Raw genomic sequence first — 21,691 nt, 5'->3', positions numbered from 1 at the left:
GGGTCCCCCTTGACCGATGCCGGGCACCGGTCAAGGGGGGCGCCCCCGCCCGGACGCCTTTCAGGCCACGACGGTCCGGCCGGTGAGCAGCGGCACGAACTGGGGGGCGATCCGATCGACCCAGCCGCGGAGAACCTCACCCGCCTGCTCGATCCGGTCGTCCAGCAGCACCACCCCCGGCGTGGGGACGAACGCGCCCAGCTCGACCAGCAACGGACGCAGATGCACCTCCACGGCGAGCGCGTGCCGGGCGTCCCCCATCACCATCAGCGGCAGGGCCACGGTCGCGGCCAGCGCCCCGCCGGGGAGACGGTCCAGGAAGAGCTTCAGCAGCCCGGTGTAGGTGCCCTTGTAGGTCGGGGTCGCGACCACGAGCACATCGGCGCCACGGACCGTCTCCACCGCCACCTCCACCACGGCGGAGGGCGACGGCGAGCCCAACTCCACGGCCAGCGCCGACAGGTCGAGGGTCTCGTGGTCGACGGCGCCGAGGCGCCTGCCGACCGTGTCGGCGGCCTGGATCGCGACGGCGCGGGTGCGCGAGTTCGGCCGGGGATTGCCGACCAACGTGACGATTCGCGTGGACATCGGGCAGTCCCTTTCGGTCAGGCGGAGTAGGGCGACATCTACGCGCGGGTGACCAGGTCGGCCAGGTCCGGCAGGACGGCGTCCGCGACGGTGATCTTCCGGTCGAGCAGGCCGTTGGCGTGCAGCAGGTCGGCGGCCCGCTGCTGCTCGGCGACGAACTCCTCGCTGACCGGCAGCAGCCCGAACGGGCGGCCGCGCAGCGCGTGCTCCCACGCGTCGAGGTCGCCGCCGTCGTCGGCGGCGAACAGGGCGGCCGCCTCGCGCGGGTTGGCGCGGATCCACGCGTCCGACTCCTGGAGCGCGCCGACGATGGACGCCAGGACGTCACGGTGCTCGACGGCGAAGTCGCGCCGCGTGAACCACAGCGAGCGGTGGCTGAACAGCCCGTCGGTCTCGATCAGCGTCACCGGTTCCGTCACGTTCTCCACCGCGGTGAGCGCCGGGTAGCTGCCCGTCCAGGCGTCGACCTTGCCGTCCAGGAGCAGCTGCGCGCCCTCGTTCCCGGCGTCGACCGGTTCGATGTCGCTCCAGGTCAGGCCCGCCCGGTCGAGCGCCAGCAGCAGAAGGGTGGTCTGCCAGGAGCCGTGGCCGAGGGCGACGCGCTTCCCGGCCAGGTCGGCCGGGGAGGTGACGCCGGAGTCGGGCAGGGCGACCAGCCGCCCGTTCTCCACGCGCGGCCCGGAGATCGCCACGTAGACGATGTCGTGCCCGCGGCCCTGCGCGGTGATCGGCGGCGTGGAGCCGGTGCCGATGAAGTCGTAGCCGCCGTCGAACAGGTGGTCGCCGTGCAGGGACGGCAGCCCCTCCGTGGGCTCGGGACGGTCGCCCGCCGGGAGCGAGCGCAGGTCGACCCACTCCACGTCCGGCAGCGAGCGCTCCAGGATGCCCTGGTGCCGCAGCACCCAGAGCGAGTTGTTGTGGGGGAAGTAGCCGACGCGGGTCATCGAGTGAGTCCTTTCGCTTCAAGAGTGGGGAGGGACGTGTCGGGCGCGGTGTCCGGCCAGCGGCCGCGCAGGAGGGGAAGGACGTGCTCGCCGACGCGGCGCGCCTCCTCCAGGTGGGGCACCCCGGCGAGGATGAACGCGTCCACGCCGAGCGCGATCAGTTCGTCGAGCCGGGCGGCGACCTGCGAGTAGCTGCCGACCAGCCCGAACGCGGGACCGCCGCGCAGCAGGTGGAATCCGCCCCACACGTTGGGGCTCGCCTCCAGCTCCCGGGGCGTGCGCACCGGCCAGTCGATGAACTGCGAGCTGCGCAGCCAGCCGACCGAGTCGCCGGTGGACTCGGGCCCCCGGAGCTGCTCGGGGTCGACATGCCGCCAACCGCGGCGGATCTCCGCCCACGCCTCGTCCTCGGTCTCGCGGGCCAGCACGTCGATGCGCACCGCGAACCTGGGCGACCGGCCGATGGCGGCGCTGTGCTCGCGGACCTGGTCGAACTTCGCGGCCAGCGCGGGGAACGGCTCCAGCCACGACAGGTAGTAGTCGGCGTGCCGTCCGGCGGCCTGGATCGCGGCCTGGGACGAACCCGAGAAGAAGACCTCGGGGAACGGCTGCCCGGCGAGGCGTTCGGGGAGCCCGGCGCCCTCGACCTGGTAGAAGCGCCCCTTGTGGGTGACCGGGCCGCCGTACCAGACGGCCTTGAGGACGTCGAGGAACTCCGACGTCCGGGCGTACCGGTCGTCATGGCCGACCTTGTCGCCCCACCACAACTGGGCGGGACCGCCGCCACCGGAGATGATGTTGTAGACGACGCGTCCGCCGGTGGCGCGTTGCAGGCTCGCCGACATCCGCGCCGCCTGCACCGGGTGCAGGAAACCCGGCTGGAACGCGATCATGAACCGGTAGGTGGTGGTCTCGCGCGCCAGGCTCGCCGCCGCCGCCCAGGGGTCGTCGGTGAAGGGGAACGAGGGCAGCAGCCCGCCGACGAACCCCGACAGCTCGGTGGAGCGCGCGACGTCGGCCATGTGGTCCAGGTGCGTGTACCCGTCCGGACGGCCGCCGCGCAGCCCCGGGGTGATGCTGCCCGGCTCGACCGGCGACCAGTCGCCGCGGCTCACCAGGCGGCGACGCAGGGACGACTGGTCGCCGTGCGTCCCGATGCGCCAGTAGATGTCAATCGACATGGGCGTGCTCCCGAAGGAAGAGGGGCAGCAGCAGCTCCCCCAGTCGGTAGATCTCCTCGATGTGCGGCGCGGGCTCCAGGACGAACGTGTTCACGCCCCGGTCGGCATAGCCCTGCAACTCCGCCGCGACCTGTTCGAACGACCCGACGAGGGCATGGTCGGGGACGTCACGGACGCCGCGCGCCTCGTCTTCGTCCTCGCGCGCCACCACGGTCAGCCGCAGCCCGGAGGCGACGGTCCGGCCGCGCTCGGCGGCGCGTTCGGCCAGGTCGGCGGTGAGCGCGTCGAGGTCGTCGGTCACGTCGAAGACGTGCACGTCGGCGTGCTTCGCGGACAGGTCCAGCGCGTCGGCCGAAATCCCGGACAGGTGGACGGTCGGGAACCGCCGTTCGGCCAGCGGTCCTTGGAAGCCGCCCGCGAGAACCTGGAAGAACCTGCCCTCGTAGGTGTAGTCCTCGTGGTCCCACACGCCCTTGGCGATGGTGAGGAACTCGTCGGCGCGGGCGTAGCGGTCCGGGCCCTCCAGGAAGTCGCCGTACGCCCGCGCCACCTCCGGCGGAAGGTCGACGACCGGCCACCAGCCGAAGCGGTCGCCGGTGAACCGTTGCAGCGACGCCGACAGCTTGGCCGCGTACACCGGGGTGCCGAGGGCGGGGTGGAACCCGGCCACGCCGTGGATCCAGCGGCTGTCGCGCAGCAGCCCCGCGACCACAACTAGCGACTCCTCCGCGTCGGACGTGAAGGGGGCGACGATCCCGTCGAATCCGGTGACCTCGGCGGCGCGTCCCACCTCGGCGATCGCGTCGAACGCCCCGTACCGGCCCTCGCGGGTGTCGGTGACGAAGTCCGGCAGCGGCGCCGGGGACAGGTCCGGGCCGATCGTCGGCAGCGTGAGCAGGAACCTGGGCGGTTTCGTGGGGAGGGACGAGCCCTCAGAACGGACCGGGGATGTCATGCTGCCTTCCTCTCGGTGACCTCGCGCAGCGGCTCGGGCGCCGCCCACGACTCGATGTCCACGTCGGCGGCCAGGAAGCCGTGGAGCAGCAGGAAGTTCTTCTGCCGCGCGAGCAGGTCGAGGCGTTCCTGTGAAAGGTCGGGACGCAGCGTGCGGTGGAAACCGTCGCGGTAGGCGGTACGCACACCGGACGCGCCCGACCGGGTCTCCCCGGCGAGGATCTTCCGCACGCCCTCCAGGTCGGCGGCTGCCCAGTCGGCCGCGCGCAACGTGGCGGTGAGGAACGCCGTCACCAGCTCGGGTCGCTCCTCCAGCAGCCGCTCGTGCACGGTGATCGGCCGTGGCGTGCCGTTGTTGACGCGGGTGGACGGGTCGGGATGGGCGTCCAGGTCGACGCCGACGACGAGCCCGAGTGCGGCGGCCTGCTCGGCGGCGCGTGCGCCCTTGACGTAGACGGCGTCCACCTGCCCGTTGGCGAGTTCGTCGAGGCCGGGCCAGTTGATGCTTCCGCCGCGCGTGTCACGTCCCACCGAGGGCGACAGGTCTGCGTCGACCTCGACGAACGTGACGTCGTCCAGGCTGAGACCACCCTGGGTGAGGGCGCCCTTGATGCCGTGCAGCGCCATCGCCCGCGGGAAGCTCTGCGCCTTGGTCCGCGCCCAGCGGGGCAGCGCGACACGGGCGCCGCGCAGGTCCTGCGGTCCTTCGATGCCCGAGTCGGGACGGACGAGGACCGACTGCCACTCCTCGATCCACGTCAACCCGATCAGCCGGGTCGGCGCGCCCTCGCTGCGGGCGGCCAGCGCGGGAACGTTGCCGCCCTCACGGAACAGGCCCGGCAGGTCGTGGTCGAAATGGTGGCGGGCCAGCTCGGGCTCGGCGTCCTGGAGAACGCCCACCTCCAGCCCGAAGGGCGCGAACGCCTCGGCCAGCCCGCCACGCCGGTGGGCGAGCCCGCTGGCGGTCGGCACCGGGCAGCGGGTGAACCAGATCTTGTCGACGTGCTGCGAGCTGCTCATGCGATCACTCCTCGGTCGGACGCCAGGTCGGCTTTTTCGGGCGGCGGGGTCGTTCTGTCGGAAGGCGTGGAGACGCCCAGACGGGTCAGCAGCTCACGGCGGTGTTCCAGCACCGCCGGATCGGTCACGGCCGATGTCGCGTCCCGGGGACGAGGAAGATCGATGGCACGATCCACCGCGAAGACTCCGTCGTCGAGAACGGCGACGCGATCGGCCAGGCGCACCGCCTCGTCCACGTCGTGGGTGACGAGCACGACCGCGGGACGGTGCCGGGCGCACAGCTCGGCGACCAAGTCCTGGGCCTGCAACCGGGTCAGGGCGTCGAGGGCGGCGAACGGCTCGTCCAGCAGCAGCACCTGCGGATCACGGACCAGCGCGCGGGCCAGCGCCACCCGCTGCGCCTCCCCACCCGACAAGGTGGCGGGCCAGGCTCGCTCACGCCCGCCGAGACCGACCTCGGCGAGCGCGCGGCCGCCCTTCTCCCGGGCCGAACGCGGCAGTCCAAGCGTGACGTTGGCCAGCACGCGCCGGGCGACGACCAGCCGGGGCTCCTGGTAGACCGTGGTGACGCGCGGCGCGGTCAGCACCGTCCCCGCGTCGGGCCGTTCCAGGCCGGCCAGCAGGCGCAGCAGCGTGGTCTTGCCGGTGCCGCTCGGGCCGAGCAGCGCGAAGAACTCGCCGCGCCTGACCTCCAGGTCGATCCCGTCCAGGACCCTCTTGCCGCCGAACGCCTTGTGCAGCCCCCGCACCCGCACCGCGACCTCGTCCCTGTCGCGGGTCATCGGACCGTCACCTGCCCCCGCCACGGCGTCGCGAGCCGTTCCAGGCCCCTGATCGCGAGGTCGATGAGCAGTCCGAGCAGCGCGTAGATCAGGATGCACAGCACCATGTAGTCGTTGCGGTAGTACTGCTGCGCGAGCGTCACCAGGTAGCCGATGCCCTCGGTCGCGCCGAGCTGCTCGGCGGCGATCAGGCCGGTCAGCGACACCGACAGGCTGATCCGCAGCGCCATCAGCACGCTGGGCAGCGCGGAGGGGAGCACCACCGCCACCGCCAGCCGCGGGCCGCGCAGCCCGAACCCGCGTGCGGCCTCCACCACCTTGCGGTCGACGCTGCGCACGCCCAGGTAGACGTAGGCGTACATGGGCGCGGACGCGGCGACCGCGATGAGCGCGACCTTGAACGTCTCGCCGACGCCGAACCAGGAGATGAACAGCGGCACCAGTGCCAGGAACGGCACCGCCCGCTTCATCTGGAGGGTCAGGTCGATCAGTTCCTCGCCGAGCGTGGACAGCCCGGCGGCCGCGCCGAGCACCAGCCCCGCACCGCAGCCGACCAGGACGCCCAGGGCCGCGCGCTGCGCCGAGGCGAGCACATAGTCGGTGAGCTGTCCGGTGGAGGCCAGCTCGCTCAGCGCCGACAGCACCGCGCCCGGCCCGGTCAGGACGTCCGGCGGGATACGGCCGCTGCTCCCGCCCCACCACCAGGCGAGCAGCAGCGCCACCGGCACCGACAGCCGGAGGGCCAGCGAGACCGCCGGGCGCCGTCGCCGCCGCCCCAGCCACGGCGGCGTGCGCAGCTCGCCGGCAGGTGTTTCCTCCGCCGGCCGTCGCCCAACGACCGCGGCATCGGACGTGATCTCGGCGGTCATTGGGACCCCAGCTTGAACAGGACGTCCTCGGGCTTGATCGCGTTCGGCAGCACGCCCTCCGCCTGGAACAGCCCGGCGACCGCGGTGACGTGCCGACCATCGGCGTCGGTGACGGGACGCGGCACGTTCTGGTAGCGGGCCTTGGCGAGCTCGACGTCCAGCCGCGCACCGGACAGGGCGGTCGGGCCCTTGTCGAGGAACACGTTCTGGAACTTGCGCGGGTCGCGCTTCTCCTGCTCGGTCAGCTCGCGGACCACGTCCAGGAAGACCTGTGCGGCCCGCGGGTTCGCCTCCAGCACCTCGGTGCGTGCGGCGAAGATGGTGAGGTCCTGTTCGGGCAGGTCGCGACCGTGCACGAGGACCCGCGCTCCCTTGGCGACGACCTCGGGATAGGCGTTGACGATCGCCCACCAGGCGTCGACCTTGCCGGTCGCGAACGCCGACGCGCCCTGTGCGGGGTTCAGATGGACGCGCTGAACCTGCGACGCCGGGATTCCGGCCTGCTTGAGCGCGAGCAGCAGCAGGTACTCGCCGCGTCCGGCCTTGTTGACCGCGACGCGCTTGCCGACCAGGTCGCGCACCGACCTGATGGGGCTGTCGGGCTTGACGACCAGGCCGTCCTCGTACGGCGCGGCCTTGTCGGTGACCCGCTCGGCGACGGCGAAGATGCGCAGGTCGCGACCGTTGGCCAGGTAACCCACGGCCGGGGAGATCGCGCCCTCCAGGACGTTCACCGACCTGGACCGCACCGCGTCGATCGTCGCCGTGAACGAGGCGTACGAGCCGCCCCACTGCACCCGCGCGCCGACGGTCTTGAGCCGCTCCTCCAGGATCTTCTCGCGCTTGGCGTAGGCGAGCACCCCGGCGTTGCCCGGATCGCTCAGCTTGATCACCGTGCCGGACCCGGAGCCGCCGCCCCCGGCCGTGGCCGACCCGCCGCAGGCGGCGGTCAGGCTCACCAGCAGGGCGAGGACGGCGCAGACCAGCGGAAACTTCGCCCGGGAGGCATACGGAACTGAACTCGACATGGCTGACTTGGCCCTTCACGAAACGAGCGAGAAGGCCACACCCGCATCGGAGCACGGGGCGGCAGGCTCTCGCGGAGGAGAACTCGGGGAAGGAGGGGGAGAGAGAGGGCAGATCTGGATCAGCGACAGAGAGTGCTGTCCAGCCGCATGTGGTCCACCACACGGCGGACGGTCAGTGCGTGCGCCATATTCATATAATTATGGTAGGAAATGTCGGTGTCAAGCCCGTATTGCGCAGGTCAGACCCCCACCGAACCGCCAGAACGACACCCGGACTCCCCGCCACCAGAGCCCGCAATCCCTTACCAGCAAAGGGATTCCGCGATGTTCCCGAGACAAATGATCTTCGGGCGCGGTTGACCTTGCCGTAGCGTCAACGTTTGTAATGAGGTCATGGTCACGCTGAACATGATCGTCGCGCACGCCGGAGACCGGCCGTGGTGAGGTTCGCGCGGACCGCGATGTACATCGCGGTACCCGCCAACCTGATCCTGCTGGTCCTGACCGCGTCGGGTGTGTCGTTGCCACGCCCCCTAGCCCTCGCCGCTCGCATTGCAATCGTGACCGTGCTGCTTTTGGAGGTCATCGCGGCGGGCCGTCTCATCCTCACCGCACGCCGGAACGGCGCCGACTGGCGGACGGCGTTCCTGAGCGTCAAAGGCCTCCTGCCGGAGCGGGCGCGCAGGATCCTGTCATTCGACACAAAGGGCCTGATCAGCCTGGGCCTACTGCTGGCACGGCGGCGAGACGGGGTGCCGCCGGGCGCGGTCGCCGTCCCCTACTCGGGCGGGCAACTGTCCCTCCAGTTGGCGTTCCTGTTCGCGATGGCGGCGGAGACCGTCGGCGCGGAACTGCTCCTGCGGGGCCTCGGCGCACCCGATGGGCTGCGCGTCCTGATCCTGGTGGTGGACGTGTACTCGCTGCTGATCGTTGTGGCGATCGTCGCGGCCTGCGTGACCCGTCCGCACGTGCTGTCTGACGAGGAACTCCGCATCCGCTACGGCGCCTTCTTCGATCTGCGCATCCCGCGTGCCCGGATCACCTCGGTGCGGCCCGCCCGCAACTTCAACGAGAACGGCAAGATCAAGGTGGTGGACGAGCGCCTGGCGGTGGCCGTGGCCTCGCAGACGAACATCATCGTCGAACTGAACGAGCCGATAGTCGCCGTCCGCCCCCTGGGCGAACAGGCCACGGTGCGCACGATCCGCTTCTACGCCGACGACCCCGCCCCCGTGATCGACTCCTTCACCGAGGTCCGCGTCTGACACACACCTCCCGGCGTCCCACGAACCCAGGCACGATCACGCAGCAATCCGCCAGGCGAACCAAGCAAGCGGCACCTGCAAGCACAAGCCTCGTTTCAACGCGACCTCAGCCCGCACCCGAACGCGTGACCCGCCCGGCGCAGCAACGCCGAAGGCGAGCGCAGCCGGGCGGATCGCGAAGCGATGCCGCGTTCGCCCAGGGACGGTCACGCAGCGAGCCGCCAGGCGAGCGAAGTGGGCCGTGCCTGCAATCAACACAGCCGTTAGTCAACGCGGCGCTGGAGTTCGGCGTTGAGGCGCTGTGCTTCGGCGAGTTGGTCTTCCAGGATGATGATGCGGCAGGCGGCGTCCAGCGCGGTGCCCTGGTTGACCAGGTCGCGGGCGCGTTGGGCCAGGTGAAGCTGGTAGCGGGAGTAGCGGCGGTGGCCGCCGGCCGAGCGTTGCGGGACGAACAGTTCGGCGGCGTCGAGGCTGCGCAGGAAGGCGGGGGTGACGCCGAGGATGTCGGCGGCCCGGCCCATGCTGTAGGCGGGGTAGTCCTCGTCGTCCAGCTTGTCGTCGAGCGGGCTGCCCGGGGTGTCGCGGCGGGTGTCCTCGGGCGTGACTCCGGCGTCCGCGAGGGTTTCCTGCTCCGAACCGGAGGGTGTGGTCCGGGGGTCTTGGTGTTCGGTGTGGCTACCGGTCTGAGCCGGTGGGGTTGGGTTCACAAAACCTTCCGTACTGCGCTGTGCCCACATCGGGGCGGAGCCTGTTCAGGGTCCGCTCGTGGTGTTGGTCTTTCGTTCGAATACGCCGGTGGCCCCGGCGCCAACAGGCGGCGCCGGGGCCGAAAGGTACAGCACTGCATGTCCGGCATCCGGTCGGTTGTCGTGCGCACCGACCGTGTGGCCGAGACATAGGGATCGCGGATGCGTGACCGCCGGCCACGTTCGTTCCGTGTGGCCGCGGTACCCGCGTGGCGTGACTGGAGCCCACCGCGGGCGATCCCGATGGTGCCGAGACCCTCCTTCCGTGTTCTTCTACCTGTCTTCTTCCTGCACTTGCCTTCGTACTACTGGTGGCCCCTTGACCACCGGGCGCGCGACCGGCCACCGGGGTCACATGCCTTGCGTCGACTCCGGCACTTCCACGTCGCGCCATCCATCTGTCCGGGCAGTTCGTCCTCTGCCGCGTCTCATGGACTTCTTTCCCTTCGATGGCAGTAAGCCTACCCCATCGCCCCGCGAATATCTACCCCGACGGCTACAGATTTTCGCGGCTTGACGGAGGCGGCTTTTCCTGCCCGTTGTCGGGCTCCTCGGCGCGGGTGACCTGGTGGGCGTGGACGGCCACGTCGGCCGTCGCGTAGATGGGGAAGACCCGGGTGAGCTGCGTGCTCCGCAGGACGTTCCGGACGCGGTGGCTGACACTGGAGAGGCTGATCGAGCCGTGCTGGGCCTGTAGGTGGTCGTGGATCGCGACCAGGACGCCGAGCCCGCCCGAGTCGATCAGGGGGACGGCGCGCAGGTCCAGGATCAGGTGGCGGGCGCCGGACGCGACCAGACCGGCCAGGTTCTCGCGCAGATGGGCGCTGGTCGCAACGTCGATCTCGCCGGTCAGGACCGCCACTGCCAGGTCCCGATGACGACGATGGGTGATGATCAAGGGCATGCGCTGCTCCCTCCCTGCCCCGCCTGGCCGTTCCGAACTGGGTGGTGCGCTCAGGATGAGACGGTCGCGGCTCCGGTGCCGGCGTTCGCTCCGCCCAACTCGTTCAGCCGCCGGGCGAGTTCGTCGCGTTCGCGGGTCACCCGGGCCAATTCGTGCTGGAGTTCGAAGATGCGGCGGATGGCGGGCAGGGTCAGGCCTTCGCCCACCATTCCGACGACCTGCTGGATGCGGCCGATCTCGTACCGGGAGTAGCGGCGCTGGCCGCCCGCCGAGCGTCGCGGGGACACGACCTGGTGGTCGTCGATACGGCGGAGGAACGCCTGTTGCACGTGCAGCATGTCGGCGACCTGTCCCACGGTGAAGAGGGCCGCGTGTTCGTCGTCCATGGGCAGCGTCACCGCCCCTCCCTTCTACGTGATCCCGCGGAGTCGACCCGGCCCCGGAAGGCGGGCGGCCCCGCCCGGCGAGACGGCGGTGTGACCCTCGATGCCGCTCGCCGAAGCGGGGCCGCGAACCGGCTCGTCACCACATGCGCCGGCGGTTCGTCGAAGCGCCGCGAGCCGGAAACCCGCATATCAACCCCGGAGGGCCTTCTGGCCGTTGCCCTGCTGGATGGCGACCTTACGGGGCCGGGCCTTCTCCAGCACCGGGATCCGGACGGCCAGCACGCCGTTGTCGTAGGCCGCCTCGATCTTGTCGGCGTCCAGGTGGTCGGACAGGTAGACGCGGCGGGTGAAGGAGCCCATCGGCCGTTCGCGGACGAACAGGCGCTCGCCCTCGCCGAACTCCTCCTCGCGCCGCGCGGTCACCGACAGGACGCCGCGGTCGACGGTGACCTCGATCGAGCCGGGGTCGATGCCCGGCAGGTCGAACCGGAGGACGACGTCGTCGGCGCGGCGGATGCCGTCCATCGGCATGCTCGTGCCGTTGACGTGCCCGGTGACCTGACGGACGGCCCGGTCGAACTGGCGCTCGAACTCCTGCACGAAGGGGTCGATCGACGTCAGCAGCATCGTTGCTTCACCTCCGAAGATCCCCGGGGTCTCCAAGCCCGGGTCGTTTGCCTTGATCGAGAGGAAACCTACAACTCGAAGTATAGATTCCTGCCCCGTGGGGTTGTCAAACCTCCTGTCATCCATCCTACGGATACCTTCAACTTCACTTGTTGAGACCATGCTCCATCGGGGACAGAGACAGCGAGATCGGTCGTTGACCTGGTGACGCTGACGCCGGCGCGGGCGGACCGCAAGTTCGCGGAGCTGATCTGCGCCGACGACCAGCGGCTGCACGAGGAGTGCGACGCCTTGGTCGCGGCTCTCGGCGGTGTACCGCCCGCGAGGCCCGGACCGCCCGCTCCCCCGCCTCCCCCACCAGCCGCGCGACCGCGCGCCCCTCCGCTCTCGGACATGCCGCACATCACGTGTCCGTCCAGCGAGGAAGGGCGGTCAGATCACGCGCATACGTCTCGTTGCAGCTCGGCTTCACCCGGGGTCGGCGGCGACTTATCGCCGCCGACCCCGGCATCGTCGAAGCAAGGCTTCAGATCAGGAGTCGCAGGGGGCTTTCGATCGTCCTCACCAGCGTCGCCATCCATTGGGCCGCCAGGGCGCCGTCGACGGCGCGGTGGTCGGCCGACAGCACAAGGCTCATGACGGTGACCGGCGCGGGCGTCCCGTCGACGACCCGTACCGTGGGCCGCGCCGCCCCCACGGCGAGGATCGCGGACTGCGGCGGGTTGATGATCGCGGCGAACTCCTCCACCCCGTACATGCCGAGGTTGGTCACGCTGATCGACCCGCCCTGAAGGTCCGCCGGGCGCAGCCGGCCCTCATCTGCCTGGCGTGCGAGGTTCCGGACGTTCTCCGCGATGGAGCTGACCGTCCGCTGTTCGACGGAGCGCAGGACCGGGCTCACCAGTCCCCGGTCAGACGCCATCGCCACTCCGATGTCGACGGAGCCGAACCGGTGCATCCCCTCCTCGGCCCAGACCACGTTCATCTCAGGCACCTCGGAGTGGGCGACCGCGACGGCGCGCAGGACGAGATCGTTCACCGACAGCCGCAGCGGCGCGTGCTCGTTCAGCCCGGCACGCAGGGTGACCAGCTCGTCGACGAGGGCGGTCCGGCGGACGTAGAAGTGAGGGACGTCCCGCACGCTTCCGGTCAGCCGGGTCGCGATGATCCGTCGTGTCGTGCCGTGTGGAACGACCTCATAGGCGGCGCCCACCGTGGGCGTTTCCGGCTTCGAACTCGCTGGACGGGTGGCCTCGGCCCGCCGTCCGGCCAGGGCGGTCTCGACGTCCCGCCGGGTGATCCGGCCGCCGGGACCGGTGCCCGTGACCTCGGACGGCGACACCCCCGCGTCCCGGAGAAGCCGCCGCGCGATCGGGCTCACCAAGGGACGTCCCGCCGTCGCGGGCCGTCCCGTCGGCGGCGCGGCCACCTGTGGCGGCGGGGAGTCGGACACGTCCCCGGCGGAGTCCGACTCGACGGTCTTGGTGGGCTCGACGGACTTGGTGGGCTCGGTGGGGTTCAGTGCGGCGAGCAGGGACTCGACGTCGGTGTCGTCCGGGGAGCCGATCACCGCGAGCGGCGCTCCGACCTGGAGCCGCTCGCCGTCGGCGGCCAGGGTCCGCAGTAGCGTGGCGCCGGTCTCGGCCTCGATCTCCACGGCGGCCTTGTCGGTCTCCACCACGGCCAGCGGATCGCCGGCCTCGAAGGTCTCACCGACCGCGACCGTCCACTCGGCCAGAACGATCTCGGTCGCGCCTGCGGCGACCGCCGGTACCCGAAGCAGGTCGGCCATCTGGGCTCGTCTCCCTTACTACGCGGATCGGGACAACTCGGTGGACGCCGCCCGCAGAGCGGTGACGACCTCTTCGGTCCGTGCGATCGCGGCTCGTTCCAGCACCTTGCTGACATTCGGGGACGCCTCACCGCCGGTGACCCGCTCTACCGGGGCGTCGAGCCAGTCGAACAGGCGGCGGTGGATCTCGTCGGCGAGCCAACCGCCGTACGACGTGCCGAGCGCGCCCTGTTCGACGAGGAGGACGCGGTTCGTCTTCCGCACGCTCGCCTCGATGAGCGGCCAGTCCAGGGACGCCCGGTCGAGCCAGCGCAGGTCGATCAGGTCGGCGGAGAGGTCGCCGACCTGGTCGAGGGCGTCGAGACAGTGCCGCACCATCGACAGGTAGGTGATGATCGTGATGTCGGTTCCGGTGCGGCGCAGCGCCGCCGCGCCCACGGGGATCCGGTAGTCGAGGTCGTCGACCGGCGCCGAGCCCTTCGCGTTGTACAGGTCGACGTGCTCAAGGACGACCACCGGGTCGTCGCACGCGAGGGCCGTGTTCATCAGACCGACGTAGTCGAACGGCGTCGAGGGGGCCACCACCCGCAGGCCCGCGGCCGAGGTGAGCACCCCCGCCGGGTCCATCGAGTGCTGCGAGCCGTAGCCGGTGCCGGCGGCGAGCTTCGACCGCAGGACGAACGGCACGTCGGCGACGCCGCCGAACATGTGCCGCATCTTGGCCACCTGGTTGAACAGCTGGTCGGCCGCGACCCACATGAAGTCGGCGTACATGAACTCGACGACGGGCTTGAAACGGCCGTCGAGCGCCATCCCGCCGCCCAGGCCGGTGAAGGCGTTCTCGCTGATCGGGGTGCCGAGCACGCGGTCGGGGAACCGTTCGAGGGGCGACCGGGTCGCGCCGTTCGTGCCGCCCTTCAGTTTGTGGACGTCCTCGCCGAGCACCACGATCGTCTCGTCGGTCTCCATCCGGCGGGCCATCACGTCGCTGACCACGTCGATGAACCGGCGTTCGGCTAGCTTGCCGCCGAAGCCCGCTTCCTCTTCGTAGCGGCTTCCGTCCAGCTCGGACAGGTCGCCCCGGACGCCCATGTCCACAAGCTCGGGGTCGGGCCACAGGCCGGCGACCACCCGTCGCTCGTTCGGCTTGCCGCCCTCGACCGGTTCGAAGAACTCGGCACCGATGAGGCGCAGCGCGTCCTCGACGTCGTCGGTGACGGCGTCGAGTTCGGCCTCGGTCGCGAGCCCGCGTTCGAGGACGGTCCGGCGGAGCCGCTCGATGGGGTCCCGCTCCCGCCACGACGCCTCCTCCGCCTTGTCCCGGTAGCCGAACGCCGACCCCGGGAACGGCCCGTTCTGGTGGAAGTAGCGGTAGACGTCCGCCTCGATGACGGTCGGTCCGTGGCCGGAGCGCATGTGGTCGAGCGCCTCCGACATGGCGATGTGGACGGCGAGCGCGTCCATGCCGTCGACCTGCCAGCTCGGGATGCCGAAGCCCGGTCCGCGTCCCGACAGCCGGGGTTCCGCGGTGGCCTCGGCGACCGGGGTCGCGACCGCGTACTGGTTGTTCTCGATGAAGAAGCAGACGGGGAGCTTCCAGGCCGCGGCGAGGTTGAACGTCTCCAGCACCGAGCCGATGTTCACCGCGCCGTCGCCGAAGTAGGTCACCGTCACGGCGTCGGTGCCCGCCCGCTTCTGGTTGAACGCGAACCCGGCGGCCTGCGGAACGCCGCCGCCGACGATCGCGTTGGTCCCCATCGCGCCCGCCTCGCGCCACTGGAGGTGCATCGAGCCGCCGCGGCCGCCGCAGTAGCCGTCCGCCAGGCCGCAGATTTCGGCGAGCGTCCGCCGCAGCACCGTGCGGACCTCGGGGACGAGCCGGGGCAGCCCGGACGCGCCGTCGGGAAGCACGTGCCCGAACGCCTTGGCCAGGAACTGGTGATGCCCCCGGTGCGAGCCGTTGACGACGTCGTCCGAGCGCAGCGGCAGGATCGAACCGACCGCGCCGCCCTCCTGGCCGATGCTGGAGTGGGCCGGCCCGTGCACCAGCGACCGGGACGCGAGGTCGAGCACGTACTTCTCGAACGAGCGGATCCACTGCGCGCGGCCGAGCATCTGGAGCAGAAGGTCGGGATCGGCGAGCCTCCAGTCCTCGTCGACCGAAGCGATCCGCACCCATGGCGCCGCGTGGGCGAGGTCTTCCCGGCTGGGCATATCCGATCCTCCAGCAATATGGTCATATGACTAAGTCAGTTGATATACAGGCCTCGGCACTTCTGTCAAGCCGTCGACCTGGAGGAACAGATGGGAATCGAGCGGGACTTCGCCGAGCGGGTGGTCGTGATCACGGGAGCCACCGGAGGGATCGGGGCGGCCACGGCGCGCCTGCTGGCGGCGCGGGGCGCCTGGCTCGTCCTCGCGGACATCGACGAGGACGCCGTGCGCCGTCTCGCCGACGAACTCGGCGAGGTCACGCGCGTGGTCGCCACCCGCCACGACGCCGCGGACACGACCAGCACCGCGGAACTGGTCGTGCTCGCCGCCTCGCTGGACCAGCGGATCGACACCGTCATCCCGTCCGCCGGGATCTATCCCGAGTCCACCTTGGAGGAGACGACCGACGAGCTGTGGAGCAGGGTCCTGTCGATCAACCTCGACGGCGTGTTCCGCCTGCTCCGCGACGCCTCGCCGTACCTGAGGGCCGGGTCCTCGATCGTGAACGTCGCGTCCGTCGCGGGTCACCGGGGCAGCGCCCTGCACGCTCACTACGCCGCGTCCAAGGCGGGCGTCCTGTCACTGACCCGCACCCTCGCGTGGGAGTTCGGTCCCCGCGGGATCCGGGTGAACGCCGTCTCCCCCGGTGTGATCGAGACTCCGATGACCGAACGGCTGATGGCCACCCGGGGCCGGGCGGCGATCGCCGCCACCCCGCTCGGCCGGTTCGGACGGCCCGAGGAGGTGGCGGCCGTGATCGCCTTTCTCGCCGGTGACGCGGCCGGTTTCGTCACCGGCGAGCATGTTCATGTCAACGGTGGATGGTTCATGGCCGGTTGAGGTTCGGCCACCGGGCGCCGCCGCTCCGAACGGCGGCGCCCGAGCCAGGCGGAAAGCCCCACGCCGACCACCAGAGCGACACCGTTGAGGTAGCTGCTCACATACGCGGGCACTCCGGCGAGGCTCAGCCCGTTGTTCAGCACGGCCAGGAAGAGGATGGCGACGAGCGTCCCCCCGACGTTGTACTTGCCGGGCTTGACGGACGCCGCGCTGAGGAACGCGGCCGCCAGGGCGGGCAGCGTGAAGGCCGCCCCGACCCGCGGATCGGCGCCCGCCTGCCGGGCGACCTGGAGGATGCCGCCCACGGAGGCCAGCAGGGACGCCGAGACGAAGGCGACGCCGACGACCAGCCCGGTGCGGATGCCCACCAGCCGCGCGGCCGAGGGGCTGGACCCGAGCGCGAACAGGTAGCGGCCCCACGGTGTGTGGTCCAGGACGTAGTAGACGAGCAGGGCGACGGCGATCAGCACCAGCGCCACGCGCGGGATCCCGGCGGTGGTTCCGAGGCCGAAGTTCACCACCGAGTCGGGGATGTTCGTGGTGATGGCGACACCGTTCGTCCGCTGGTTCACCACCCCTTCCAGAATCGTGGAGACCCCCAGGGTGGTGATCACGGCGTTCACCCGGCCCCGGGTGATGATGAGCGCGTTGGCGAGCCCGATGACCAGCCCGCAGCCGATGCCGATCAGTCCCGAGAGCAGCAGGCCGTGCCCGCCGGACAGGGCCGCCGCGGTGAACACCGCGGTCACCCCGGCGACGGAGCCGATGGACAGGTCCCACTCGTTGGCGATCAGCGGGATCAGCGCGCCCAGGGCGATGATCCCGATGGCCGCCTGGTTGCCGATGAGGATCTGGAGGTTGGCGACCGACGCGAACGAGCCGGACGTCCGCGGCCAGACGGAGAAGAAGATCGCGATCACGACGAGCAGGCCGATCAGCGCGTACGCCTCAAGAAAGCGTCCGGCGGCGTCCGGCAGCCGGACGGTCCGCCGATCCGCCCGGCGGACCGGCCCGCCGCCGTCCGTCGCGGCGGCCGTGGTCCTCACCATGTTCACGGTGCCTCCTGAATGAGATGTTCGAGATGGGTTTCGTTCAGGTCGTCACCGCAGAGTTCGGCCTGGACCTTTCCGCCGCGCAGCACCACGACCCGGTCGCAGGCTCCGGCCAGTTCCTCCAGATCGGACGAGACCACCAGCACGGCGGTCCCCGCCGCCGTCGCCTTCCGGACCAGCTCCCAGATCTCGAAGCGCGCGCCGACGTCGATCCCCTGCGAGGGCTCGTCGAGCAGGAGCACCCGCGGCGACCGGGTCAGCCAGCGGGCCACGATCACCTTCTGCTGGTTGCCGCCCGAGAGCGAACCCATGGGCGCGTGCACGGACGCGGCCTTCACCTGGTGGGCCCGCATCTCCTCGGCCGCCTGCCCGGCCTCGGCGCGATGGCGGAGCCGCCCCTTCCGGAACCAGCGGCCGGTGGACGGCATGGACAGGTTCTCCAGCACGGTCAGGTCCGCGAAGCAGCCCTCCCGCGCCCGGTCCTCGGGGACGAACGCGACGTCGGCCCGCATGGCCTCCCGCACGCCGGTCGGGGCGAGCGGCCTGCCGTCGATCTCGATCGTGCCGCGGTCCGGCGGGACGAGCCCGAACACCGTGCGCAGCGCGGTCGAGCGGCCCGAGCCGAGCAGGCCCGCGATCCCGACGACCTCGCCCTCGCACACCTCCAGGTCCAGCCCCCGCAATGGACCCACGTGCAGCTCGCGCAGCCGGAGCACGGTCGGCGCGGACTGTTGCCGCCGCGTTCCCGTGGACAGCTCCGCCACCGAACGTCCCATGATCAGCTCGCTCAGCGCCGCGCGGGTGAGGCCCGCCTTCGGGCGCGTCTCGACGTGCCGGCCGTCCCGGAGCACCGTCACCTCGTCGGCGACCTCCAACACCTCGTCGAGCCGGTGGGTGACGTAGATGATGGTCTGGCCCGCGGCGGCGTAGCGGCGCAGCGCGTCCAGCAGCACCCCCGCCTCGGCGGCGGGGAGCGACGCGGTCGGCTCGTCCAGGACGAGCACGCCCTCGTGGGCGCCCTCCTGGTCCTGGAGGGCGCGGGCGATCGCCACCATCGTCTGGGTCGCCGGCCTCAGATCGTCCAGCCTCGCGCCGGGGTCCGCCGCGATGTCGAACCGGCGGAGCAGGGTCTCGGCCCTGGCGCGCAGCCGCCGCCACGGCACCCGGAATCCGGGCGCGGTGTCGAAGCCGTGGCCGAGGAACAGGTTCTCCAGGACGCTCAGGTCACCGAACGTCGACGACTGCTGGTGGACGAACCGCAGCCCGAGTTCGCGGGCCAGATGCGGCGAGATCGCCCGCGCGTCCAGGGCCCGGCCGGCGGTCTCGACGGTCCCGGCGTCGGCGGAGTGCACGCCCGCGAGGATCTTGATCAGGGTCGACTTGCCCGAGCCGTTGCCGCCCAGCAGCGCGTGGATCGTTCCCGCCCGCGCCGTGAAGGAGACGTCGGCCAGTGCCCGGGTGGCACCGAACGTCTTGCTGAGGCCGCCGACCCGCAGGGCCGCGCCGGTCATCGCGCCGTGCTCCAGGCCTTGCGGTAGAGCGAGGCGAAGTCGACCGGCGCGCCGTCCTTGTACGCGACGGCCTGGTCGCCGGGCGGCGTGTTGTGCCCCTTGTCGACGATCTGGTAGCCGACCCCGGTGCTCGCCGGCTTCTGCCCGTTGAAGATCCGGTTGATCGCGTCGACCGCGCCCCAGCCCTCCCAGGCGATGGGCAGGTTGCTGAATCCCCACCAGCCCGGGTAGGTCTTCATCAGCGGGATCGTGGCCTCGCCGCCCTCCCCGCCGGCGATGACGATCTTGCCGTACCGGCCGCTGGACTTCAGCGCCGCGATCACTCCGCCGGTCAGGATGGCGTCGCCGGAGACGGTGACCGCGTTGGCGTCGGGGCTGCGGAGCAGGGCCTGCTCCGCCTTCTGCTGCAACGGCGGCCCGATCTCCGACCCGACGTACTCGACCGTGTTGACGACCTCGCAGCCCCCGCAGGTCTTGAGCTGCTCGACATAGCCCTCGTAGGTGATCCGCGACGACACGGTGTCGGTCTGGCTGAACACGATCACCTTCGCTTTGCCGTCGGTCTTGACGATCGTGTAGTCGGCCAGCGCCGCGGCCCAGCCGCGCAGGTATCCGAGGAAGCCGCCGTCGTTGCCCTTGTAGAAGCCCGGGTTGTAGGAGATCACGTGGTCGTACAGCGGATTTCCCTCGCACTGCTGCGCCTCGGTGACGGCCGTGACGACCTTGGCCTGCCGGGCGGCGATCAGGCCCGCCTTGACGGCGGAGCAGTCCCAGTAGATGGAGAACAGGGCGTCGGCCTTGGCCGCGATCGCCTGCCGCATCCCGTCGACGGCCGTCGCCGGGTTGAACTTCGCGTCCACCACGGTGACCCGCCACCCCATGGACTCGGCGGCCTGCTTCGCGGCGGCCGCGGCGGTGGCCGAGGAGACGAAGGACTGGCCGTAGGAGATGACCCAGAGGTTCTTGCCCGCGGCCGGCTTCGGCGACTCGGCCGGTGGTGGCGTGTGGGTGCCCGTGTACAGCCTGTCGACGCGGGCTCGGGCGTCTCCGAGCTGTGCCTCGGTGGTCTCTCCGCCCGCGTCGCCCGCGGCCCCGGAACAGGCGCTGAGCAGGAGGCCACAGGCCACCGAGGCGCCGAGAAGCGGGGAGCGCCTCAGACCCGATGCGATGCCGATCATTGGACTCTCCGATCCGACTACGTCGCCCGACTTGGACAAACGACTTGATCTGGCGATTAGTGTTAGCCGTCGAGCCGGGGCTGTCAAGACATCCGGGGAAGTCGTCGCAGGAAAACGGCCGATTCGTCCACGGCGAGCGTGGTCCGGCGGTACAGGCCCACCTCCGTGAAGAACCCGTGGAACACGCCGGGATACTCGCGATGCCGGGCGGTCACGCCCTCGCTCGCGAGACGGTCCGCGAAGGCGGCGGCGTCGTCCCTGAGGACGTCCACTTCGGCCGTCACGACCAGTGTCGGCGGCAGGAACGACAGGTCGGCCGCCCGGTTGGGCACCGCGCGTGGGTCGTCCCACCCGTGCCTGCCCAGGTACATGCCCCAGGTCCAGCGCGCGTCCTCGGTCGTGATCAGAGGCGCGTCGGCGAACTCGGTCCACGAAGGGGTCGAGAACGTGACGTCGACGGCCGGATACGCCAGCAGCAGGCCACCTGGGGCGGGCCCGCCGAGGCGGTGCAGCCCGATCGCCGTACTGATCGCGAGCGTGGCTCCGGCGCTGTCGCCGCCCAGCGCGATCCGCGCCGGGTCCGCGCCCCAGCGCTCCGCGCGCTCGGCCGCCCACAGGGTGGCGGCGAGGCAGTCGTCCGCCGGGACGGGAAAGGGATGCTCGGGCGCGAGCCGGTAGCCCACCGACACCACCACGCGGCCCGACCGGAAGGCGAGGTGGCGGCACAGCGCGTCGACGCCGTCGACCGAACCGAGGAAGAACCCGCCGCCGTGGAAGTAGAGGAGCAGCGGATGACCGCGTCCCTCCCCCGGCCGGTAGATCCTCGCGCCGATGGTCCCCCCGGCGACCTCGATCTCGACGTTCCGGACGTCGAACAACTCCGGTCCTCGTGGCAGGACCGGGAACGTCAGCCGGCGCGACGCCTCGACGCCGAGCCGGTGGAGAGGACGCGGCACGATCTCCGTCAGGCGGCGGGCCTGCACGCGTGCGTCATCGTCCAGCCGGGCGAACCACGGCCGGGTGGAGGGGTCGCGCATCGGCGGCCTCAGGGCCGCACGAGCAGGCCACCGTCCAGGACGAGGCTGGTACCCGTCATGAACGTGGACGCGTCACCGGCCAGAAACAACGCGCTGTCGGTCACCTCGCGGAGGGTGCAGGCGCGTCCCAGCGGCGTCACCGCGAGGTACTCCCGGGTCAGCGCCTCCGGGTCGTCGCTGGCGCTGATCACGTCGTGCGCCATGCCCGCCTCGCCGACGAAGCCCGGACACAGGGCGTTCACCCGGATCCGGCGCGGGGCGAGTTCCTGCGCCATCGCCTTGGCCAGGTGCAGGACGCCGGCCTTGGTCATGCCGTAGATCCCCTCACCGGGGTAGACGTCGAAGGAGCTGACCGACGCGGTGACGATGACGCTGCCTCCATCGCGAACCAGGTGGTGGCACGCTTTCGCGACCAGCCATGGGCTCTTGAGGTTGACGGACAGCATCGCGTCGACGTCGTCCTCCTCGATCTCCCACAGGCTCGCGTAGGTGATCACACCCGCGTTGAGCGCGAGGACGTCGATCCGTCCGTACGCCGCGCGGGCGCGTTCGGCGATCGCGGTGGCGGTGGCCGCGTCGGCCGCGTCGCCGGTCACCACCTCGACGTCGGTGCCGCCGTCACGCAGCTCCGCCGCGAGCGCCTCACCGCGCTCCGCCCGGCGGCCGTTGACGACGAGCGCGGCGCCCTCCGCGGCGAACCGCCGCGCCATCGCCTCGCCGATCCCGCTGGTCGCGCCGGTGATGACGGCGACCTTCCCGTCCAGTTGACCCAT

The 21,691-nt window shown here is 71.1% G+C and carries 21 protein-coding genes; 2 read left to right on the top strand and 19 right to left on the bottom strand.

Going from position 1 to position 21,691, the window contains the following annotated elements; translation table 11 throughout:
• Nucleotides 1-60: 60 nt before the first annotated feature.
• From D0T12_RS04025 to D0T12_RS03990, 8 genes are read right to left on the bottom strand one after another with little or no spacing between them, the layout of a single operon-like run.
• A complete protein-coding gene (locus D0T12_RS04025; RefSeq protein WP_117397851.1) occupies nt 61-588 on the bottom strand; it encodes an NADPH-dependent FMN reductase in 528 nt (175 codons plus the stop codon).
• A gap of 38 nt (nt 589-626) precedes the next feature.
• Nucleotides 627-1,532 carry an ABC transporter substrate-binding protein gene (locus D0T12_RS04020; protein ID WP_117397850.1) on the bottom strand — a complete coding sequence of 302 codons (906 nt, stop codon included), beginning with the start codon at nt 1,530-1,532 and terminating at the stop codon, nt 627-629.
• Nucleotides 1,529-2,713: an LLM class flavin-dependent oxidoreductase gene (locus D0T12_RS04015; RefSeq protein WP_117397849.1), complete on the bottom strand. Its 1,185-nt coding sequence runs from the start codon at nt 2,711-2,713 to the stop codon at nt 1,529-1,531. The genes D0T12_RS04020 and D0T12_RS04015 overlap by 4 nt, the downstream gene beginning before the upstream one ends.
• Complete coding sequence (locus tag D0T12_RS04010; protein ID WP_117397848.1) at nt 2,703-3,668, bottom strand: LLM class flavin-dependent oxidoreductase; 966 nt, start codon at nt 3,666-3,668, stop codon at nt 2,703-2,705. The genes D0T12_RS04015 and D0T12_RS04010 overlap by 11 nt, the downstream gene beginning before the upstream one ends.
• Complete coding sequence (locus tag D0T12_RS04005; protein WP_117397847.1) at nt 3,665-4,687, bottom strand: ABC transporter substrate-binding protein; 1,023 nt, start codon at nt 4,685-4,687, stop codon at nt 3,665-3,667. The genes D0T12_RS04010 and D0T12_RS04005 overlap by 4 nt, the downstream gene beginning before the upstream one ends.
• Entirely contained in the window at nt 4,684-5,469 is a 786-nt protein-coding gene (locus D0T12_RS04000) for an ABC transporter ATP-binding protein (protein ID WP_117397846.1), read from the bottom strand. The genes D0T12_RS04005 and D0T12_RS04000 overlap by 4 nt, the downstream gene beginning before the upstream one ends.
• The gene (locus D0T12_RS03995) at nt 5,466-6,338 is read right to left on the bottom strand and encodes an ABC transporter permease (RefSeq protein WP_117397845.1); all 873 of its coding nucleotides are present in this window, start codon (nt 6,336-6,338) and stop codon (nt 5,466-5,468) included. The genes D0T12_RS04000 and D0T12_RS03995 overlap by 4 nt, the downstream gene beginning before the upstream one ends.
• Nucleotides 6,335-7,366, bottom strand: coding sequence for an ABC transporter substrate-binding protein (locus tag D0T12_RS03990; RefSeq protein WP_117397844.1), 1,032 nt, complete (start codon nt 7,364-7,366; stop codon nt 6,335-6,337). The genes D0T12_RS03995 and D0T12_RS03990 overlap by 4 nt, the downstream gene beginning before the upstream one ends.
• Before the next feature lie 437 nt (nt 7,367-7,803).
• Between D0T12_RS03990 and D0T12_RS03985 the strand changes: the two genes are divergently transcribed.
• Nucleotides 7,804-8,631: a PH domain-containing protein gene (locus D0T12_RS03985; protein ID WP_199487266.1), complete on the top strand. Its 828-nt coding sequence runs from the start codon at nt 7,804-7,806 to the stop codon at nt 8,629-8,631.
• A 263-nt stretch (nt 8,632-8,894) separates the two neighbouring features.
• Here D0T12_RS03985 and D0T12_RS36360 read toward each other — a convergent pair whose 3' ends face one another.
• The 6 genes from D0T12_RS36360 to D0T12_RS03950 all read right to left on the bottom strand — a co-directional run bounded on the left by D0T12_RS36360 (nt 8,895) and on the right by D0T12_RS03950 (nt 15,300).
• Entirely contained in the window at nt 8,895-9,152 is a 258-nt protein-coding gene (locus D0T12_RS36360) for a MerR family transcriptional regulator (RefSeq protein ID WP_233525846.1), read from the bottom strand.
• 721 nt (nt 9,153-9,873) lie between these two features.
• Complete coding sequence (locus D0T12_RS03975) at nt 9,874-10,281, bottom strand: STAS domain-containing protein (protein WP_117397842.1); 408 nt, start codon at nt 10,279-10,281, stop codon at nt 9,874-9,876.
• A gap of 50 nt (nt 10,282-10,331) precedes the next feature.
• Nucleotides 10,332-10,679, bottom strand: a complete 348-nt coding sequence (locus tag D0T12_RS03970) for a MerR family transcriptional regulator (RefSeq protein ID WP_117397841.1) — start codon at nt 10,677-10,679, stop codon at nt 10,332-10,334.
• Between the two features lie 177 nt (nt 10,680-10,856).
• Nucleotides 10,857-11,294 (bottom strand): Hsp20/alpha crystallin family protein, encoded by a 438-nt coding sequence (locus D0T12_RS03965; protein WP_117397840.1) that lies wholly within the window; start codon nt 11,292-11,294, stop codon nt 10,857-10,859.
• A 526-nt stretch (nt 11,295-11,820) separates the two neighbouring features.
• A complete protein-coding gene (locus tag D0T12_RS03955) occupies nt 11,821-13,086 on the bottom strand; it encodes a dihydrolipoamide acetyltransferase family protein (protein ID WP_117397839.1) in 1,266 nt (421 codons plus the stop codon).
• An 18-nt stretch (nt 13,087-13,104) separates the two neighbouring features.
• On the bottom strand, nt 13,105-15,300 hold the full coding sequence (locus D0T12_RS03950) for an alpha-ketoacid dehydrogenase subunit alpha/beta (protein WP_117397838.1): 2,196 nt from the start codon (nt 15,298-15,300) through the stop codon (nt 13,105-13,107).
• 90 nt (nt 15,301-15,390) lie between these two features.
• Here D0T12_RS03950 and D0T12_RS03945 point away from each other — a divergent pair, with 90 nt between their 5' ends.
• On the top strand, nt 15,391-16,140 hold the full coding sequence (locus D0T12_RS03945) for an SDR family NAD(P)-dependent oxidoreductase (protein ID WP_117397837.1): 750 nt from the start codon (nt 15,391-15,393) through the stop codon (nt 16,138-16,140).
• Here the strand turns inward: D0T12_RS03945 and D0T12_RS03940 are convergent.
• From D0T12_RS03940 to D0T12_RS03920, 5 genes are all read right to left on the bottom strand, one after another.
• On the bottom strand, nt 16,107-17,189 hold the full coding sequence (locus D0T12_RS03940) for an ABC transporter permease (RefSeq protein WP_117397836.1): 1,083 nt from the start codon (nt 17,187-17,189) through the stop codon (nt 16,107-16,109). The genes D0T12_RS03945 and D0T12_RS03940 overlap by 34 nt on opposite strands.
• A 2-nt stretch (nt 17,190-17,191) precedes the next feature.
• The gene (locus tag D0T12_RS03935) at nt 17,192-18,703 is read right to left on the bottom strand and encodes a sugar ABC transporter ATP-binding protein (protein ID WP_117397835.1); all 1,512 of its coding nucleotides are present in this window, start codon (nt 18,701-18,703) and stop codon (nt 17,192-17,194) included.
• Nucleotides 18,700-19,881, bottom strand: a complete 1,182-nt coding sequence (locus D0T12_RS03930) for a sugar ABC transporter substrate-binding protein (RefSeq protein WP_117397834.1) — start codon at nt 19,879-19,881, stop codon at nt 18,700-18,702. The genes D0T12_RS03935 and D0T12_RS03930 overlap by 4 nt, the downstream gene beginning before the upstream one ends.
• 83 nt (nt 19,882-19,964) lie before the next feature.
• On the bottom strand, nt 19,965-20,918 hold the full coding sequence (locus D0T12_RS03925) for an alpha/beta hydrolase (RefSeq protein ID WP_117397833.1): 954 nt from the start codon (nt 20,916-20,918) through the stop codon (nt 19,965-19,967).
• A gap of 8 nt (nt 20,919-20,926) precedes the next feature.
• Nucleotides 20,927-21,691, bottom strand: coding sequence for an SDR family NAD(P)-dependent oxidoreductase (locus tag D0T12_RS03920; protein WP_117397832.1), 765 nt, complete (start codon nt 21,689-21,691; stop codon nt 20,927-20,929).

It is taken from the genome of Actinomadura spongiicola, assembly GCF_003432485.1.
GTDB lineage: Bacteria > Actinomycetota > Actinomycetes > Streptosporangiales > Streptosporangiaceae > Spirillospora > Spirillospora spongiicola.
This window is presented reverse-complemented; position numbering and strand designations above follow the sequence as displayed.

Coding starts and splice junctions, on each gene's coding strand:
- D0T12_RS04025 (WP_117397851.1), bottom strand. CDS start 588: ATGTCCACGCGAATCGTCACGTTGGTCGGCAATCCCCGGCCGAACTCG.
- D0T12_RS04020 (WP_117397850.1), bottom strand. CDS start 1,532: ATGACCCGCGTCGGCTACTTCCCCCACAACAACTCGCTCTGGGTGCTG.
- D0T12_RS04015 (WP_117397849.1), bottom strand. CDS start 2,713: ATGTCGATTGACATCTACTGGCGCATCGGGACGCACGGCGACCAGTCG.
- D0T12_RS04010 (WP_117397848.1), bottom strand. CDS start 3,668: ATGACATCCCCGGTCCGTTCTGAGGGCTCGTCCCTCCCCACGAAACCG.
- D0T12_RS04005 (WP_117397847.1), bottom strand. CDS start 4,687: ATGAGCAGCTCGCAGCACGTCGACAAGATCTGGTTCACCCGCTGCCCG.
- D0T12_RS04000 (WP_117397846.1), bottom strand. CDS start 5,469: ATGACCCGCGACAGGGACGAGGTCGCGGTGCGGGTGCGGGGGCTGCAC.
- D0T12_RS03995 (WP_117397845.1), bottom strand. CDS start 6,338: ATGACCGCCGAGATCACGTCCGATGCCGCGGTCGTTGGGCGACGGCCG.
- D0T12_RS03990 (WP_117397844.1), bottom strand. CDS start 7,366: ATGTCGAGTTCAGTTCCGTATGCCTCCCGGGCGAAGTTTCCGCTGGTC.
- D0T12_RS36360 (WP_233525846.1), bottom strand. CDS start 9,152: ATGGGCCGGGCCGCCGACATCCTCGGCGTCACCCCCGCCTTCCTGCGC.
- D0T12_RS03975 (WP_117397842.1), bottom strand. CDS start 10,281: ATGCCCTTGATCATCACCCATCGTCGTCATCGGGACCTGGCAGTGGCG.
- D0T12_RS03965 (WP_117397840.1), bottom strand. CDS start 11,294: ATGCTGCTGACGTCGATCGACCCCTTCGTGCAGGAGTTCGAGCGCCAG.
- D0T12_RS03955 (WP_117397839.1), bottom strand. CDS start 13,086: ATGGCCGACCTGCTTCGGGTACCGGCGGTCGCCGCAGGCGCGACCGAG.
- D0T12_RS03950 (WP_117397838.1), bottom strand. CDS start 15,300: ATGCCCAGCCGGGAAGACCTCGCCCACGCGGCGCCATGGGTGCGGATC.
- D0T12_RS03945 (WP_117397837.1), top strand. CDS start 15,391: ATGGGAATCGAGCGGGACTTCGCCGAGCGGGTGGTCGTGATCACGGGA.
- D0T12_RS03940 (WP_117397836.1), bottom strand. CDS start 17,189: ATGGTGAGGACCACGGCCGCCGCGACGGACGGCGGCGGGCCGGTCCGC.
- D0T12_RS03935 (WP_117397835.1), bottom strand. CDS start 18,703: ATGACCGGCGCGGCCCTGCGGGTCGGCGGCCTCAGCAAGACGTTCGGT.
- D0T12_RS03930 (WP_117397834.1), bottom strand. CDS start 19,881: ATGATCGGCATCGCATCGGGTCTGAGGCGCTCCCCGCTTCTCGGCGCC.
- D0T12_RS03925 (WP_117397833.1), bottom strand. CDS start 20,918: ATGCGCGACCCCTCCACCCGGCCGTGGTTCGCCCGGCTGGACGATGAC.
- D0T12_RS03920 (WP_117397832.1), bottom strand. CDS start 21,691: ATGGGTCAACTGGACGGGAAGGTCGCCGTCATCACCGGCGCGACCAGC.